The sequence below is a fragment of the Pseudobacter ginsenosidimutans genome, from assembly GCF_007970185.1.
Classification (GTDB): domain Bacteria; phylum Bacteroidota; class Bacteroidia; order Chitinophagales; family Chitinophagaceae; genus Pseudobacter; species Pseudobacter ginsenosidimutans.
Genome location: NZ_CP042431.1, coordinates 6,951,085 through 6,968,050, shown reverse-complemented (window position 1 = coordinate 6,968,050; position 16,966 = coordinate 6,951,085). Strand labels below are relative to the sequence as shown.

The 16,966-nt window shown below is 45.4% G+C and carries 8 protein-coding genes; all 8 read left to right on the top strand.

All coding sequences use genetic code 11. The annotated features are described in order from the left end of the window. The first annotated feature begins 30 nt into the window (after window positions 1-30). The 8 genes from FSB84_RS27160 to FSB84_RS27125 all read left to right on the top strand — a co-directional run bounded on the left by FSB84_RS27160 (window position 31) and on the right by FSB84_RS27125 (window position 16,956). Window positions 31-2,622, top strand: coding sequence for a glycoside hydrolase family 31 protein (locus tag FSB84_RS27160; RefSeq protein WP_130544121.1), 2,592 nt, complete (start codon window positions 31-33; stop codon window positions 2,620-2,622). After that, entirely contained in the window at window positions 2,619-3,983 is a 1,365-nt protein-coding gene (locus tag FSB84_RS27155; RefSeq protein ID WP_130544120.1) for a family 43 glycosylhydrolase, read from the top strand. The genes FSB84_RS27160 and FSB84_RS27155 overlap by 4 nt, the downstream gene beginning before the upstream one ends. A 319-nt stretch (window positions 3,984-4,302) precedes the next feature. Further along, complete coding sequence (locus FSB84_RS27150) at window positions 4,303-7,485, top strand: SusC/RagA family TonB-linked outer membrane protein (RefSeq protein WP_225979899.1); 3,183 nt, start codon at window positions 4,303-4,305, stop codon at window positions 7,483-7,485. 11 nt (window positions 7,486-7,496) lie between these two features. After that, window positions 7,497-9,314: a RagB/SusD family nutrient uptake outer membrane protein gene (locus FSB84_RS27145; RefSeq protein ID WP_130544119.1), complete on the top strand. Its 1,818-nt coding sequence runs from the start codon at window positions 7,497-7,499 to the stop codon at window positions 9,312-9,314. A gap of 33 nt (window positions 9,315-9,347) precedes the next feature. Next, complete coding sequence (locus FSB84_RS27140) at window positions 9,348-12,164, top strand: SusC/RagA family TonB-linked outer membrane protein (protein ID WP_130544118.1); 2,817 nt, start codon at window positions 9,348-9,350, stop codon at window positions 12,162-12,164. A gap of 23 nt (window positions 12,165-12,187) precedes the next feature. Continuing rightward, a complete protein-coding gene (locus FSB84_RS27135) occupies window positions 12,188-13,942 on the top strand; it encodes a RagB/SusD family nutrient uptake outer membrane protein (RefSeq protein WP_130544117.1) in 1,755 nt (584 codons plus the stop codon). Window positions 13,943-13,973: 31 nt separating this feature from the next. Then, complete coding sequence (locus tag FSB84_RS27130) at window positions 13,974-15,014, top strand: DUF5627 domain-containing protein (RefSeq protein WP_130544116.1); 1,041 nt, start codon at window positions 13,974-13,976, stop codon at window positions 15,012-15,014. 25 nt (window positions 15,015-15,039) lie between these two features. After that, complete coding sequence (locus tag FSB84_RS27125; RefSeq protein ID WP_130544115.1) at window positions 15,040-16,956, top strand: alpha/beta hydrolase-fold protein; 1,917 nt, start codon at window positions 15,040-15,042, stop codon at window positions 16,954-16,956. The last annotated feature ends 10 nt before the right edge of the window (window positions 16,957-16,966 follow it).

The following is a 16,966-nucleotide window of genomic DNA, read 5'->3' as shown; positions in this document are numbered from 1 at the left end:
GAACATGAAATTGCTTTTCAATAAATATTTATGAGAATACTATTTCTTTTGCTGATCGTTTCGCTGCCGGCTGTTACCTATACGCAGGTAGTGAAAAAGTATACAAAGCAGAAAGATCGTCTTTCCATTCAGCTTTCAGAAGGAATAATGAATATAATCCCATTATCCGATAAAGCCATCAGGGTGCAATGGCAAAAAGATACGCTTAAAGAAGCAAATGAACTTGTGTTTGTAAACAAACAGCCGGTCCCTGCAATGAAGTGTTCAGAGACTGATGCAGAGTTGAAAATGACAACCAGTTTTGTAACAGTAATCATCAATAAGCAATCAGGTAATATCCACTTTAACGACGCTTCCGGAAATACATTCCTGAGTGAAAAACCCGGAAGCAGGAAAATGGATCCCTCCCAAATTATGGAGCAACCTTGTTTTCTGGCAGAACAAAGTTTCATATCCCCGGAGGATGAATACCTGTTTGGCCTGGGGCAGTTCCAGGATGGTCATTATGATCTGCACAATATCTCCCGGAAGCTGACCCAGGTGAACTCCCAGATCGCTATTCCCTTCCTGGTTTCAAGTAAAGGGTATGGCATCCTCTGGCATCAATATGGTCTCACTTATTTTAATCCTGCAGACCGGTTGGTCCCGCTTGCTAAAAAAATGACTGCTGCGGGCGCAAAACCGGATGCTGAAGTAACCACCACTTCTGGAACGCAGCGCATAGATCAGCAACAATCTGTACATGAAGGGAAATTCAAAGTTGATAAAGACGGGGAGTATGTTGTTATGCTGGATCTGGGAAATATGGACAATCGTCATTTATTACTGATCGATGGAAAACCTCTGATCGATCAGTCGAATCTATGGCTTCCTCCATCTGTGAGTAAGAAAGTAATGCTGAAGGCAGGAGAACATACCGTACAGGTGGTTTGCAAATTGTCCAATACTCCTGTTCTTTCATGGCGAGCGGTAGCAAACGAAACAACTTTCCGTTCACCTGAAGCCAAAATGCTGGACTATGTGGTGTTCCATGGAAACAGTACCGATGAAATAATTGCGGATTACAGGAACCTGTCCGGAAATGTACCGATGCTTCCTTTATGGGCCTACGGATTCTGGCAATGCAGGGAAAGATATACTTCCGGAGAGCATTTGGTAAGAACAGTAAAAGAATTCAGAAAAAGAAAATTACCCCTGGATGTGATCGTACAGGATTGGCAGTACTGGGGAAAGTATGGTTGGGGTGTGCCTAAATTTGATGAGACAAGCTATCCTGATCCCGGAAAGTTTATTCAGCAATTGCATGACCTCAATGCGCGGTTCTCCATTTCTGTTTGGGAGAACATCGACAAAAGATCTGAAATAGCAAAAGAGTACATTCAAAAAGACCTCTATATCCCCAACAGTCCCTGGATAGATATTTATAAACCGGAAACACAGCAAACACACTGGCAGGTGTTGAACAGGAACCTCTTCAGCCTTGGTGTGGATAGCTGGTGGATGGATGCCACAGAACCTGAGAACGATGCTTTGGCCGGCAAGCAAACTTATTTTGGGTTGGGCAATTTTTACCGGCTCACATATCCTCTTTTCGTCAGCAAATCTGTTTATGAAGGACAGCGTTTAGCCAATCCTGATAAACGGGTTACGATCCTTACCAGGTCAGCATTTCCGGGACAGCAACGATATGGGACCATCAATTGGTCTGGTGATATTGGGTGGGACTGGGACACCTTTAAGAGACAGATCGTGGCCGGCCTGAATTTTTCAATAACCGGAATGCCTTACTGGACAACAGATATCGGAGGCTTCTTCCGCCCGGGCCCAGGCCAGTATACCGATACAAAATATCATGATATCCTTACCCGTTGGTTCCAGTATGGGGCATTCAATCCTGTATTCCGTATCCACGGTTATCAAACGGAAACAGAGCCATGGAAGTATGGAGAAATCGTTGAAGAGAATATGCGAAGCATCATGAACCTTCGATATCGCTTGATCCCCTATATTTATTCTGAAGCATGGCAGGTAACAAAAAATGGCTCTACCATTATGCGCCCTATGCTGATGGACTTCAATGATGATACACTTGCCATCCGGCAGCCTTTTCAATATATGTTTGGCAGGTCCATGCTGATAGCACCTGTAACAGAACCTGGCATTACTCAATGGAATGTATACCTGCCTGAGTCGAACGGATGGTACAACTTCCATACCGGCAAGCACTATAGCGGAGGGCAAACAGTATTGGCAGATGCCCCGCAACATATCATCCCGGTATTTGTGAAAGCCGGCTCCATTATTCCCATGTCAGAAGTTATGCAATATACTTCTGAAAAGGCGGGTGATACTTTGGAGCTGCGCATTTACAAAGGCGCAGATGGCGTGTTCAATTTGTATGAAGATGAGGGCGATGGCTATAATTATGAAAAAGGGAAATATACGGTCATTCCAATCGGGTGGGATGATAAAAAGCAACTGCTTACTATTGGCGCGTTGCAAGGTACTTTCCCGGGTTATCTGAAAAAAAGAGTTTTCAATATTGTTTGTGCAGCAGAAAAGCCGGAAATGAAAAAAAGTGTTGTGTACAATGGAAAGATGATAACAACTTATCTCAAATGAAATCAACAGCAGCTATGTGGAAATATTTTGTACCGGTATCGTTTTGTGTACTACTTATCATTGCCGGGATCCGATCGAAAGCACAGAATCCATTGATCCGTGATCAGTTTAGCGCGGATCCTTCCGCCCGGGTATTTGGCAACAGGGTTTACCTGTTCCCTTCGCATGATATTATGGCGAATGAAGGCCGTGGAAGGATTGGCTGGTTTTGTATGGAGGATTATCATGTGTTCTCTTCGGAAAACCTTACAGACTGGACAGATCATGGAGTGATCGTTGAACAAAATAAAGTGCCCTGGGTGAAGCCGGACAGTTACAGTATGTGGGCGCCTGATTGCATTTTCAGGAATGGGAAATACTACTTTTATTTTCCTTCCATTCCGCGGGATACCAGTAATGGCCGTGGATTCACAATTGGTGTGGCCATTGCTGATAAACCGGAGGGGCCTTATTTACCATTATCCGAACCTGTCAAAAATGTACGGGGCATTGATCCGAATGTATTTATCGATAAGGACGGACAAGCCTATCTCTATTGGTCGCAGGGAAACATTTATGGTGCCAGGCTGAAGGATAATATGGTAGAGCTCAGTTCCACGCCAGTGATATTGCAGCATTTGCCGGACAAAGGGTTGAAAGAAGGGCCCTACCTTTTTGAAAGGAAGGGGATCTATTATATGACCTATCCGCATGTGGAAAATAAGACCGAAAGATTGGAATATGCGATAGGGGATAATCCGCTGGGGCCATTCAGAAAAACAGGCGTTATAATGGACGAGTCAGCCACCGGCTGCTGGACCAATCACCATTCGATCATCTGCTTCAAAGAGCAATGGTATCTGTTCTACCATCATAACGATTATTCTCCGGCATTCGACAAGGCAAGATCGGTAAGGGCCGACAGCCTCTTTTTCAATCCTGACGGCACCATACAAAAAGTGAATCCTGGTTTTAGAGGTATTGGGATTACCGGGGCCCATTCAAAGATCCAGATCGATCGTTACTCCAGGATCAGTAATAGCGGTGTGTCCATCGATTTTATTGATACAGCTAACAGGTTCCTTGGATGGAAATCCGTGTTCGAAGGGGAAGATGCCTGGGTACAATATAATAGCGTTGATTTTGGGAAACAGCCATTGAGGTGGGTCCGGGTCCGGGCCCTGGCTCCGGAAGGCGGGGCACTGCAAATACGTATACAGGACGCAGCAGGTCCCGTGCTGGCAGCGTTACCGCTTGGTGCTGATAAGGATTGGCAACTTGTAAAGCTGCCTTTGTTTCAATGGAAGCCGGGAATTCAACATTTATTTGTGACAGCAAAGGATAACAGACAGGTAGCAGTGGACTGGATTGGATTTGAATAGCCTGAATCCGCCTTGATTGAACATTTGTATCATAAGTAAACACAAATAAGCGCTCCTTTCCTTTATTCCCGGATTAATTTTATAAGGGTCGACGATACCAGTTTCTCGATTTCCATGGTATCAGCTGCTAACGATATCAAAGCCAAAACTTCATTAAACCAATTAACTACTGCCATATGAAAAAAATTACCTGATTATCACTTCACGTCGTTTTTAAATCACCACTTCACATTTATTGCGAAGCCTCAAGACATTCCCTGGCGGCCAGGACAATTCTCCCCGGCCAGCAGGAACCCTATTTAATTTTTTAAACTACGATATGAAAAATTTTCGACGAGACCTTTTGTTGCGCAGGTCTTGCTTTACACTCAACAGTCTGTTGGGCATGCTGATTTTCTGCCTGATATCGCTGGCCTCAATGGCGGGTGGTCCGAAAAACAGGTTTAATAATGCAGGACCTGATAATGAAGCTGTAAATGATCGCTTCCAGCTGATCATAACAGGGAAAGTAACAGATGAGAAAGGTGCTCCGGTAGGAGAGGTAACTATTTATGAAAAAGGGACCAATAATAGTACAGTATCAAAGGGTGATGGCAGCTTCTCTATCACCGTTGCAAATGAAAAATCGGTGCTGGTGTTCACGCTTGTAAGTTATTCACGCCAGGAGATCGTTGTTGATGGCAAGCGGTATATCCTGGTTAGTATGGTTCCTATTTCATCAGCGATGGACAGTACTATTGTGGTGGGCTATGGTAAACAAAAAAAGCAGAGCCTGGTGGGAGCCATATCACAGGTAAAAGGTGAAACACTGCAAAGGGCCGGAGGTGTTTCGAGCCTGGGCGCTGCGCTGACGGGAAACCTGCCAGGTGTGATCACTGTAGCAACGCAGGGAACACCGGGTGCGGAAGATCCGAAGATCTATATCAGGGGACAGAGTACCTGGAATAATAGTGATCCGCTGGTATTGGTAGATGGGATCGAACGTCCGATGAACAGTGTGGACATCGGTTCTGTAGAAACGATTTCTGTTCTGAAAGATGCTTCTGCCACAGCGGTGTTTGGTGTGAAAGGCGCCAATGGCGTTATCCTGATCACTACAAAACGAGGAAGGGAAGGCAAGGCTGAAATTCGATTTACCGGCAATATGACAATGAAGATCCCTTCTAAACTGGCAAGCAAACACGACGCTTATGATGCCATCAAGATCCGTGATCAGGCCATTGAAAGGGAATTGGGCATCTCTCCATCCTCCTGGTTTAGCTATGTGCCATATGCCGAGCTTGAAAAATACAGGAATCCGGCAAACCAGGCGGAAGCTGAACGGTATCCGAATATCGATTGGCAGGACCAATTGATCAAAAATCATGTGATGTCTTACAATGGCAGCCTGAATATTGCAGGTGGTTCTCCGAATGTAAAATACTTCTCATCTATCGACCTGCTGCATGAAGGTGATATCATCAAAAAGATCGATAATGGAAAAACCTATAAGCCGGGTTATGGGTTTGATCGTGTGAATGCACGCACCAACCTGGATTTCAATCTTACCAAAACCACTTTACTCTCGGCCAATCTCTCCGGCTCTTATGGTGTTAAGCAAGATGCGTATGGGCAGGACAGTTGGGAATACCGGATCTGGCAAAGTATCTATAATAATGCTCCCAATCTTTATTATCCACGTTATTCAGACGGCGGATGGGGATACTTTCCGCTGGAAACGGTATCTACCATAAACTCTCTCGCAGTAATGGGGAATAATGGAATACGGAAAACTACCACAACCCGTATCACTACTGATTTTACGCTCAGACAAGATCTTGGTTCGATCCTGAAAGGACTGGCCGCAAAGGGAACACTTTCATTCGACAATTCGTTTGTATCACAGGGAGGTATTTATGATAATGGGAATATTCAGGAAGAATATATCGACCCTGTGACCGGTGAAAAAAAGTACAGCCGGTACCTGGGAACAAATCAGTTCGATTGGATCCCGCCGCGTTGGAATCCCAATCCGGATGCAGTGTTGAACGGATCTTCCTACCGCAAACTGTTTTACCAGCTGCAGGTAGACTATGCAAGGAAATTTGGTATGCACGACGTTACTGCCATGGGATTGTTCAGTCGTGATAAATATGCAACCGGTAGTGAGTTTGAACATTTCAGGGAAGACTGGGTGAGCAGGGTCACTTATAATTATGATCAAAGATATTTTGCGGAATTCAATGGTGCCTACAACGGTTCTGAAAAATTTGGACCGGATTACCGGTTTGCTTTCTTTCCCTCTGCTGCGGTAGGCTGGATGATCAGTAATGAGAAATTCATGCAGGGCCTGGTATTCCTGAATTCACTGAAACTGCGCGCGTCCTACGGCCAGGTTGGAAATGATAACGTGAATGGACGTTGGCTGTATATGACAAACTGGACCTATGGCGGCAGTACGCCATTGGGCTCCTCTGCAGGTCAGAACAGTCCTTATACCTGGTGGTCTGAAGCGCAGGCCAGTGTTGGTAATCCTGATATCCATTGGGAGAAAGTGACCAAGGCCAATTTCGGGTTGGATTATACATTATGGAATGGCCTCGTGTCTGGAACAGTTGAGGTGTTCAATGATTATCGTACGGACATCCTGTTGGCCGGATCTTCCCGTTCAGTGCCTTCCTATTTCGGTGTTCAGCCGGCCACTGCCAATTTGGGAAAAGTGAGGAATAAAGGGTATGAGATCGAACTTCGTCTGAATAAATCCTTATCCAGGGATCTGAGGGTATGGGCAAATTTCGCGATGACCCATGCAAAAGACAAGATCATTGAAGGGGAAGATGCTCAACTGCTGGATGATTACCAGAAAAGAGCAGGAAAGCCAATCAATCAGGCATATTCATATGTTAGCAGCGGCTATTACAACAACTGGAACGAAGTGTATGGAAGTACACGCCTGAATACCTACGACAATCAGAAACTGCCAGGTAATCTTAATATGATCGATTATAACGGTGATGGAGTGATCGATAATAAAGATGTTGTACCCACCGGATATCCTGAAAGACCGCAGAACACTTACAATGCTACTTTGGGTATTGAGTGGAAAGGGTTCAGCGCTTTTGTTCAGTTCTACGGAGTGAACAATATCAATCGTTTCCTGCAATTAGTGAGTTTCTCCGGGCAGTACCATTACGACAATGTATATAAACAAGGCGCTTACTGGACGAAGGACAATCCCAATGCGGATGTTCCTATGCCCAGGTATGCCAGTGTAATGCCATACTACGGCACCACTTACCTGTATGATGGTTCTTACCTGCGATTGAAAAATGCAGAAATCGCTTATACATTCAAGTTAGCACAGCTGAAGAATATCGGAGTCAATGCATTCCGTGTTTATATCAACGGGGATAATCTCCTCTTATGGACAAAAATGCCAGATGATCGCGAAGTGAGTATGGGGGCAGCTACTGCTTATCCAACCATCAGACGCATCAACCTGGGTTGCAACATAACCTTTTAAAAGCCTGTTATATGAAAAGGTATCCAAATATTATCATTGCCAGTTTTATCTTATTGGCACTAACGGGGCTGGCTGGTTGTACTCGTTATCTTGACAGGGCCCCTGCAGCAGATGTATCTCCAACCGATGCATTCATGAATTTTACAAATTTCCAGGGTTTCACTGAAGAGCTCTATTCCCTGGTCCCTGAATATACAAGCAAGACCTGGGCCTGTGACTGGATCCTGGGCGATGAGATCATTCACAAGACCGGCGTTACCTGGTTGAATGAGCAACTGGACAATGGTGATTCCTGGTCCTGGACCACCGGTGAATGGATCTCATGGCTGGATGCTCCCCGATATGTTTCTGACCCCACAACCGGACATGGCAAAGGCTTGTGGCCGAATTCCTGGTATGGGATCCATAAGGCCAATTTAGGATTGGCCAATATGGACAAACTTGCCGGTACGCAGGAAGAGAAGGACCTGATCAAAGGACAATTATTGTTTTTCAGAGGCTGGTATCATTTTGAATTGATGACCTATTGGGGTGGACTTCCATTCATCGATACGGTGTTATCGCCCAGTGCAAAACTGGAACTGCCGCGTCTGACTTACCAGGCCATGGCAGACCGCGTGGCAGCAGACTTCAGAACAGCAGCAGATCTGTTACCGGTTAACTGGGATAACACTGAAGCAGGTAAGGCAACGCTGGGTAAGAATCAGCTTCGTCTTACCAAAATTGCTGCACTGGGTTATCTCGGCAAGAATTATCTGTATGCGGGAAGCCCACTGATGAATCGTTCAACTACCGGAAATGCTGGTTTTGATGTTAACTATTGCAAGAAAGCGGCAGATGCATTTGCTGAGTTGCTGAAGTTGGTTGACAATGGTGAAACCTGGGTGAAACTGGCGGACTTTAGTCAATACAGTAACCTTTTCTATACCAATGGTGGAAGTTTCATCCCCGGATATCCTGAGGCTATCTTCCAGAATCCCGTTTACAGCTCCTGGTTCACCGGTTGTCCGTGGGGACCGAGTTCCATATTCGCCGAAGGAAATATCGGCGGAGGCTATGCTTCCCCCAATGCAAGATTTGTGCAGAATTATGGCATGGCCAATGGCCTTCCGATAGATGATCCCCTGTCAGGTTATGATCCTGCCAATCCCTGGGAGAACCGTGATCCGCGCTTTTACCACGATATCGTTATAGACAGGGACCAGATCATCAAAGGGTCTGCACCCGCCGATAAAGAAAAATTCCGTTACGCCAATCTGTCCATTAATGGATTCAGTCGCGATAACTCCGCAATAGGACGCACAGGGTATCTGCTCCGGAAACTCACTCCGATGACAGCCAACAATATCGACAACTTCCCCAATAACCATATGCAGCTCGCTTATATGCGTCTCGCCGATGTATACCTGATGTATGCTGAAGCTGTATTGCAGGGATATGGTTCAGCATCAAATGCAGGACCGAATTATATCACTCCTGAAGCGGCCCTCAACAAAGTAAGGGACCGTTGCGGTGCAGGAAGGGTTGATGCAAGATTTGTAGCGGACAAAGATAAATTCATGAGTGAGATCATTCGTGAACGCGCGATGGAACTTGGATTTGAAGAAGAGTTCCGTTACAACGACCTGCGCAGGTGGCTGCTTGCTGAACAATTGAAGTACAGGGAAAAAACTGCCATTGACTTTGATCGTGATGTTAACGGGAAACCGATAAATATTAGGGAAACAGTGTTGGTGACCCGCAAGTTCGAGGATAAGAATTACTGGTTGCCATTGAAGATAAACGATGTGAACCTGTATCTCTCCTTTCCCCAGAACCCCGGCTATTAATTGCGTTAGTTCATAAAGATTAAAAGGAATTAAATGAAAAAAAATATATTAGTTGGCGTGATACTGTCCTGTGGATTGTGTGCGGGGAATAGTTCGGAAGCCCTGGGACAGGCTGCTGCCAGCTCAACAGATCTGCAAACCCCTGGCAGTGATTCACTGGTGCGCATCGCATACAGGACTGTAAACAGGAAAGATATTCCTGGCGCCATTTCCATATTGAATCCTCCGCAATATCTCGATAAACATTTTGGAACCTATCCTCTTGAAGGCGTAGAAGCATTTGCCGGAGGGACCAATCTGTGGAATATAGGCACAGCCCTCGTTCTCATTGATGGAGTGCCCCGGTCCATTGGCGATATAACTACAAACGAAATTGAACAGATCACTTTTCTGAAAGGTGCAAATGCTGTTGTGTTGTATGGTAGCCGTGCAGCTAACGGAGTAATGTTGATCACCACCAAGCGGGGTAAGGCAGGAGCTCCGGTTATCAATGTGCGCCTCAATACCCAGGTGAGCAAGCCGAAATCATATCCTGATTATCTGGGAGCTGCAGATTATATGACTTATTACAACAAGGCTTTGAAAAACGACGGATTGCCTGCTTTATATGCAGACACCACTATCGCTAAATATGCCGCACACTCAAACCCGTACCAATATCCTGATATTGATTATTTCTCTTCAGATTATTTGCGCAAATTTTTTAACGTTCATACTGCCAATGCAGAATTTTCAAGCGGTACTGAACGTGCCAGGTTCTACGCGCTGGCTGGCTTTCATAACCAGAATTCACTGCTGAATTTTGGTGAAGGGAAAAATGAGCATGTTACCCGGTTGAACCTTCGTGGTAATATCGATCTTAAATTGAATGATTACATCAGCACATACGTAAATGTATCTACCGTTTTTTTTACCAGCAGGAATGCATTGGGTAACTACTGGCAAAGGGCCGATAGTTTACAGCCACATCGCTTTGCGCCGCTTATCCCTATCAGTTATATAGCAGCAGGATCGAAGGGGTCGCAGGCGCTGGCGGGTGGCCGCCGGAATTTGATTGACGGAAAGTATTTGCTGGGTGGGACCCAGCAGTTTCTCACCAATCCTATCTCTGATGTGTATGGTGCAGGCTATAATATTTTCACCAGCAGACAGTTTCAGTATACAAGCGGTATTGATGTGGATCTCAGGAATTTATTGAGCGGTTTGTCTTTTCACGGAGAAGTGAGTGTGGATTATTCAAACAGGTATAATGAATCTGTGAATAATACTTATGCAATTTATGTTCCTTCCTGGAATAAGATCAACGGAAAAGATTCCATCACGGATCTTACCATGTATAACAAGGATGCCAAGCCAGGTACACAGAATCTCAGCAATACCTGGAGTGATCAACTGATAGATTTCAATTTTCATATCGATTATAAAAATACATTCCAGGAAAAGCATAATGTATCCGTAATGTTTTTGGCTGATGGCATGCGCAGGAGGCAGACGGGCGACTACCAGTACCGCACAAACGCAAATGCGGGCCTGCACCTGGGGTATAATTTCGATCAGAGATATTATGCAGAATTCAGCGGAACGGCTGTGAACAGCACCAGGCTGCCAGCTGGCAAACGTGTTGCTTTTTCGCCTACCGCCAGCCTGGGATGGGTGCTGAGTGAAGAAGGTTTTCTGAAAGGGTCCTCTGTAGTGGATCGCCTGAAACTGACCGCTTCTGCCGGTATTGTGAATACAGACCTGGACTTTGGCATCAATAATTACTACCTCTATGATGCTGTTTATTCTCCCACTGCTTATTACTCCTGGGCAGATGGAACCTTCGTCAACCGCACCACCACCATTTCCCGCGGTCAGAATCTGGGTCTTACTTATGCCAAAAGAAAGGAATTCAATCTTACCATCGAGGGTGCATTGTACAAAGGAAAGATCGGTTTCATGGCCAGTTTGTTCCATATCAAAAAAGATGGAATGCCTGTGCAGAACTATAGCCTGTATCCCGATTTCTTTTTTACCGGTTATCCTGAAACATCCTTCGTGCCTTATGCCAACTTTGGGGCAAACCGTTACCAGGGATTCGATTTCAGTTTGAATTTTCATGAAAGGGTAGGTGCAGTCAAACTCACCATTGGTGCAGCAGGCACTTATGTTACTACAAAAGCCCTGAAGCGCGATGAATTATTCACCGATGCATACCGCAATCGTGCTGGTAAACCGGTAGATGCGATTTTCGGACTGCAAAGCCAGGGCCTTTTTGGAGACCAGGGTGAAATTGATCAGCATGCAACCCAAAGGTTCGGTACTGTAAAACCGGGTGATATCAGGTATGTAGATCAAAATGGAGATAAAGTGATTGACGAAAGGGATGAAGTGATGTTAGGACGCTGGGGCAGTCCCTTTACCGGAGGTTTGAATATTACTGCGCAGTGGAAAGACTTCACTCTTTTTGTACTGGGAACCGGATCATTTGGCGGAACCGCTATCAGGAACGGTGATTATTTCTGGGTAACAGGCGCTGCTAAATATTCAGGAGTAGTGCGGAACAGCTGGACGGAAGAAACAAAGAACAATGCCAGCTATCCGGCTTTGTCCACACTTGGCAGCGGAAACAATTTTCGCAATTCTGATTACTGGACCTACAGTACTGACCGGTTCAATATTTCAAAAGTGCAGCTTACCTGGTCTTTGCCAAAAAAGATCCTGAAGGGATCCTTCGTAAAAGGGGTGAACATCTACGTTAGTGGATTTGATCTGCTTACCATTGCCAAAAACAGGGATATCATGGAACTGAATATTGGTTCCATACCACAAACACGGTCCTACAATTTTGGCGTGAAAGGTGAATTTTAGGTAATCTCGAAACATTTAATTTTATGAAAGCTAGTTATATTTTCATATTTGCTTTGGGCATGGCCTTTTGTGGCTGCAAAAAGATATTGAACCCTGCCGATGAAAACAATCGTGGGCTCAGTGATATCTATAATGATGCGGCATTTGCAGAAGGGCTTTTGCTGAATGGATATGTACGGCTACCGCTTGGTAGTTATTCTCTCAACGATGTGGCTACCGATGATGCCGTATCTAACAACCCCAACAATAATTTTCGTTTGATGGCCACCGGTAACTGGTCATCGATAAACAACCCGATGGATCAGTGGACCGGATCTTTTGCTGCCATCCAGTATTTGAATTTGATACTGGCGGAAGCTGACAAAGTGAATTGGGCACTGACCGGCGAGTACACGAAAGAGATGTTCAACGACAGGGTAAAAGGAGAGGCATATGGCCTGAGGGCATTATTCATGTACTATTTATTACAGGCACACGGCGGCTGGGGAACAGATAATAAGTTACTGGGAGTACCCATTCTCACGGAACCACTGGATAGTAAATCTGAATTCAGGGTACCTCGAAATACCTTTGAAGAATGTGTTCAGCAGATTTACAAAGACCTGGAAATGGCGGAAAGTTTTCTGCCTCTTGATTTCGTGAATATTGGATCTGCCAACGAAATACCATCAAAGTATACGGGCAAAACAACAGTATCGGATTATAACCGTGTATTTGGCGCCTATAATGCACAGCGCATGACAACGCGTATTGTGAGAGGGATACGTGCAAAAATATCTTTACTGGCTGCCAGTCCTGCCTACGCTCAGGGAACAACCATCACTTGGGTAAAAGCTGCTGATGATGCAGCAGCAGTACTTGACCTCATCGGCGGCTTGTCTGGCATTGCATATAATGGGGTGTATTGGTATGCGAGCCGGAATTCCGGTGAGATCAATGGCTTGTCGGCAGGCAATAATCCACGGGAAGTGCTTTGGAGAGGTAATGTGGGAGATGGCAATAATCTGGAAAGGGATAATTATCCTCCAACCCTCTACGGGAATGGACGGGTGAATCCAACACAGAACCTGGTGGATGCATTTCCCATGATCAACGGTTATCCTGTTACGGATCCATCCAGCGGCTATGATGCCGGCAATCCCTATACAAACAGAGATCCACGCCTCGCGCTGTACATAGTAGTGAATGGAAGCAAGATGGGTCCTGGCGGAGCCACCATCTATACCAGGATCGGCACTTCCGATGATGGTCTAAATGCTATTTCCACTTCCACCCGTACAGGCTATTACATGCGCAAGCTGCTTCGAGAAGATGTGAATCTCAATCCGGCCAGTACCAACACACAAAGGCATTACGTGCCTTATATCCGGTATACGGAATTGTTCCTCGCATATGCAGAAGCTGCCAATGAAGCCTGGGGCCCTGATGGTAAAGGTGCACATAGCTATTCCGCCAGGGAGGTGATTGCCGCAATCCGTAACAGGGCAGGAATAGCCCAGCCTGACACTTATCTTGCTTCCATAACCAGCAAAGATGATATGAGAACACTGATCCATAACGAAAGAAGGATTGAACTGTGTTTCGAAGGCTTCAGGTTCTGGGATCTGCGCAGATGGCAAAAGAACCTTACGGAACCGGCCAAAGGAGTAAGTATTAACAATAATGTATACACGATCAGCAATATCGAGAACAGGCAATATGCTGACTATATGTATTACGGTCCTTTGCCTTACAATGATGTTCTAAAACTAAACCTGTTACAAAATAAGGGATGGTAAAGCTGGCTGTTTAACCATAAAAAATAGACAAATGAAAAAAATGATATTGCTGTCTTGCATACTTCTGGTGGTCTGTTATTCATGCTCCAATAAGGATTCTGTATTTCCCGACTATAAATATTCCACTGTTTATTTCCCTTATCAATCACCTGTCAAAACGCTGGTGTTGGGAGAGGATATCTACGACAATACACTGGATAACCAGCATAAATGCCTGATCATGGCAACCATGGGGGGCGTCTATGAAAATAAGAAGAATATTACTTTGACTGTTGTTGCAGATCCTTCGCTGGCGCAGGATCTGAAGTTCGAATCTGTTGCCGGCGAGGATGTGGTGATGATGCCGGAGAGCTATTACTCATTGCCTTCAACCAAAGACCAGACAATTCTGATCCCCTCAGGTAAATTTATGGGCGGTCTTGAAGTGCAATTGAAAGATGCTTTTTTCCAGGACCCGCGCTCCATCAAAAATACTTTCGTTATTCCGATGCGCATCACAGGAGTAGCGAATGCAGATTCTGTGCTCAGTGGTAAGACCAATCTTCCGAATCCCGACAGGAGGAATCCCGGAGATTGGGTTACAGTGCCAAAAGATTATGTGCTTTTTGCTGTAAAGTATATTAATCCCTACCATGGAACTTATTTGCGAAGGGGGATCGATAATGTAAAAGGAGCAGGAGGTAACACTGCACTGGATACAACGGTGGCCTACCATGCCCCGTTTGTAGAAAAAGATGAGCTTTGCAATATGGTCACCACTTCTCTCAACGATGTGTCAGTATCCCTGAATGCGAAGAACCGCGGAAATGTGAATGTTCCTTTTCAGCTCATCCTGCACTTCGACAACCAGGGAAAATGCAGCATTGCTAATCCTGCCGCTGCTTCCTATACCATTACCGGAACCGGGGAACTCGTAAAGAAAGGCGATATGTGGGGAAATGAAAAAAGAGATGTGCTGTATCTGCAGTACCAGGCGGATTTCGGCACTACCACTCATGCATTTAAAGATACAATCGTATTGCGCGACAGGGGCGTTAAGATGGAGACCTTCAATCCTTTCATTGTTAATTGATGAACCTACTGAAATAATTGCTATTATGAAAAACAGGATACCCTTCCTATTCGTATGCCTTCTGTTTCGATTCCATTCTTTTGCTCAGCCTTCTGTGAAAGAAGCTCCCGCAGGTTTTGATATTGAAAAAAGCGGGATCCCGCATGGAAAGATCGATACGGTCAGTTATAGCTCCAAAACTGTAGGTACTGTTCGCAAGGCGCTCGTATATACACCGCCGGGATTTTCTTCCAGGAATAAGTATTCTGTACTGTATCTCCTGCATGGAATTGGTGGCGATGAAAAGGAGTGGTTTTACAATGGTAAACCACAGATCATTTTGGACAACCTTTATGCAGAAGGTAAACTGGCGCCAATGATCGTAGTAATGCCCAATGGCCGGGCCATGAAAGATGACCGGGCTACAGGAAATATCATGGCTCAGGATAAAGTGCAGGCTTTTGCTACGTTCGAACAAGACCTGTTGAATGATCTCATGCCGTTCATAGAAAAGAAATTCCCGGTTCTGCAAGACAGAGAGCACCGCGCTATTGCAGGGCTTTCAATGGGAGGCGGTCAGTCATTGAACTTTGGCCTTGGAAACCTTGACAAATTTGCCTGGGTGGGAGGTTTTTCCTCCGCTCCCAATACCAAAAGCCCTCAACAATTGCTGCCCGATCCGGAAGCAGCTAAGGCAAAGCTCAAACTACTCTGGATCTCTTGTGGCGATAAAGACAATCTTATCTCATTCAGTAAAAGGACCCACGACTATCTCTTTGAAAAAGAAGTGCCCCATATCTATTATATCGAGCCGGGTGTGCATGATTTCAAGGTCTGGAAGAATGGGCTCTTCATGTTCAGTCAATTCCTTTTCAAACCGGTAGACGCCAGCTCCTTTCCGGGTTACACGATACTCGGCACTCCGGCCACTACCAACGTACGCTCCGCAAACTATCCACAGGTATTCCCGGATAATCGGGTAGTCTTCCGCGTTAAAGCCCCCGATGCCCGGCAGGTACAGGTAGATCTGGGCCGTAAATATGATATGGTGAAAGATGCGGAGGGATTCTGGAATGTTGTTACCGATTCCATGGGGGAAGGGTTTCATTATTATTCCTTACTCATCGATGGAGTAGCATTGGCTGATCCCGCCAGTGAAACATTTTATGGAATGGGCCGTATGGCAAGTGGAATAGAGATCCCTTTCCGTGATGGCAGTTATTATGCAGTCCGGGATGTACCACATGGCGATATCCGGATGAAAAGATATTTTTCTGCAGTCACCAATTCCTGGCGCCGTTTCTATATCTATACGCCACCTGGTTATGATAAGAGTGCAGATGCTTACCCCGCCTTATACCTTTTGCATGGTGGCGGAGAGGATGAACGGGGCTGGGCCAGCCAGGGGAGGACCGACCTGATCATGGATAATCTTATCGCAGCAGGGAAGGCAAAGCCAATGCTGGTGGTAATGATGGACGGCAATATGGGAATGGGTGGCGGCTTTACAGAGCAGGTACTGCGCGCTTTTGAAAATGAACTGAAACTGGCGGTGATACCTTTCGTGGAAAATAATTTCCGCTTAGCCAAAGGTCCCGCAAACAGAGCACTGGCAGGCCTTTCGATGGGAGGGATCCAAACCCTGTACGCTGGAATAAAGAACACAGATCTGTTTGGATACCTGGGTGTATTCAGTTCCGGCTGGTTACCTGCCCAGCAAAGTATTTCGGATGCACAATACAGTTATATCAAGAATAATCTTCCTGGCATCCAAAGCAATCTTAAATTGCTTTGGATCGCGATGGGCGGTAAGGAAGATATTGCCTACAATAACTGCAAAAACATGCTTTCGAAATTCGACGACCTTTCACTGAAATATTCTTATAATGAATATCCAGGCGGTCATACATGGCCGGTATGGAGGAATAATCTTTTCTCCTTTACGCCGTTACTTTTTAAATGAAATTCTTTTA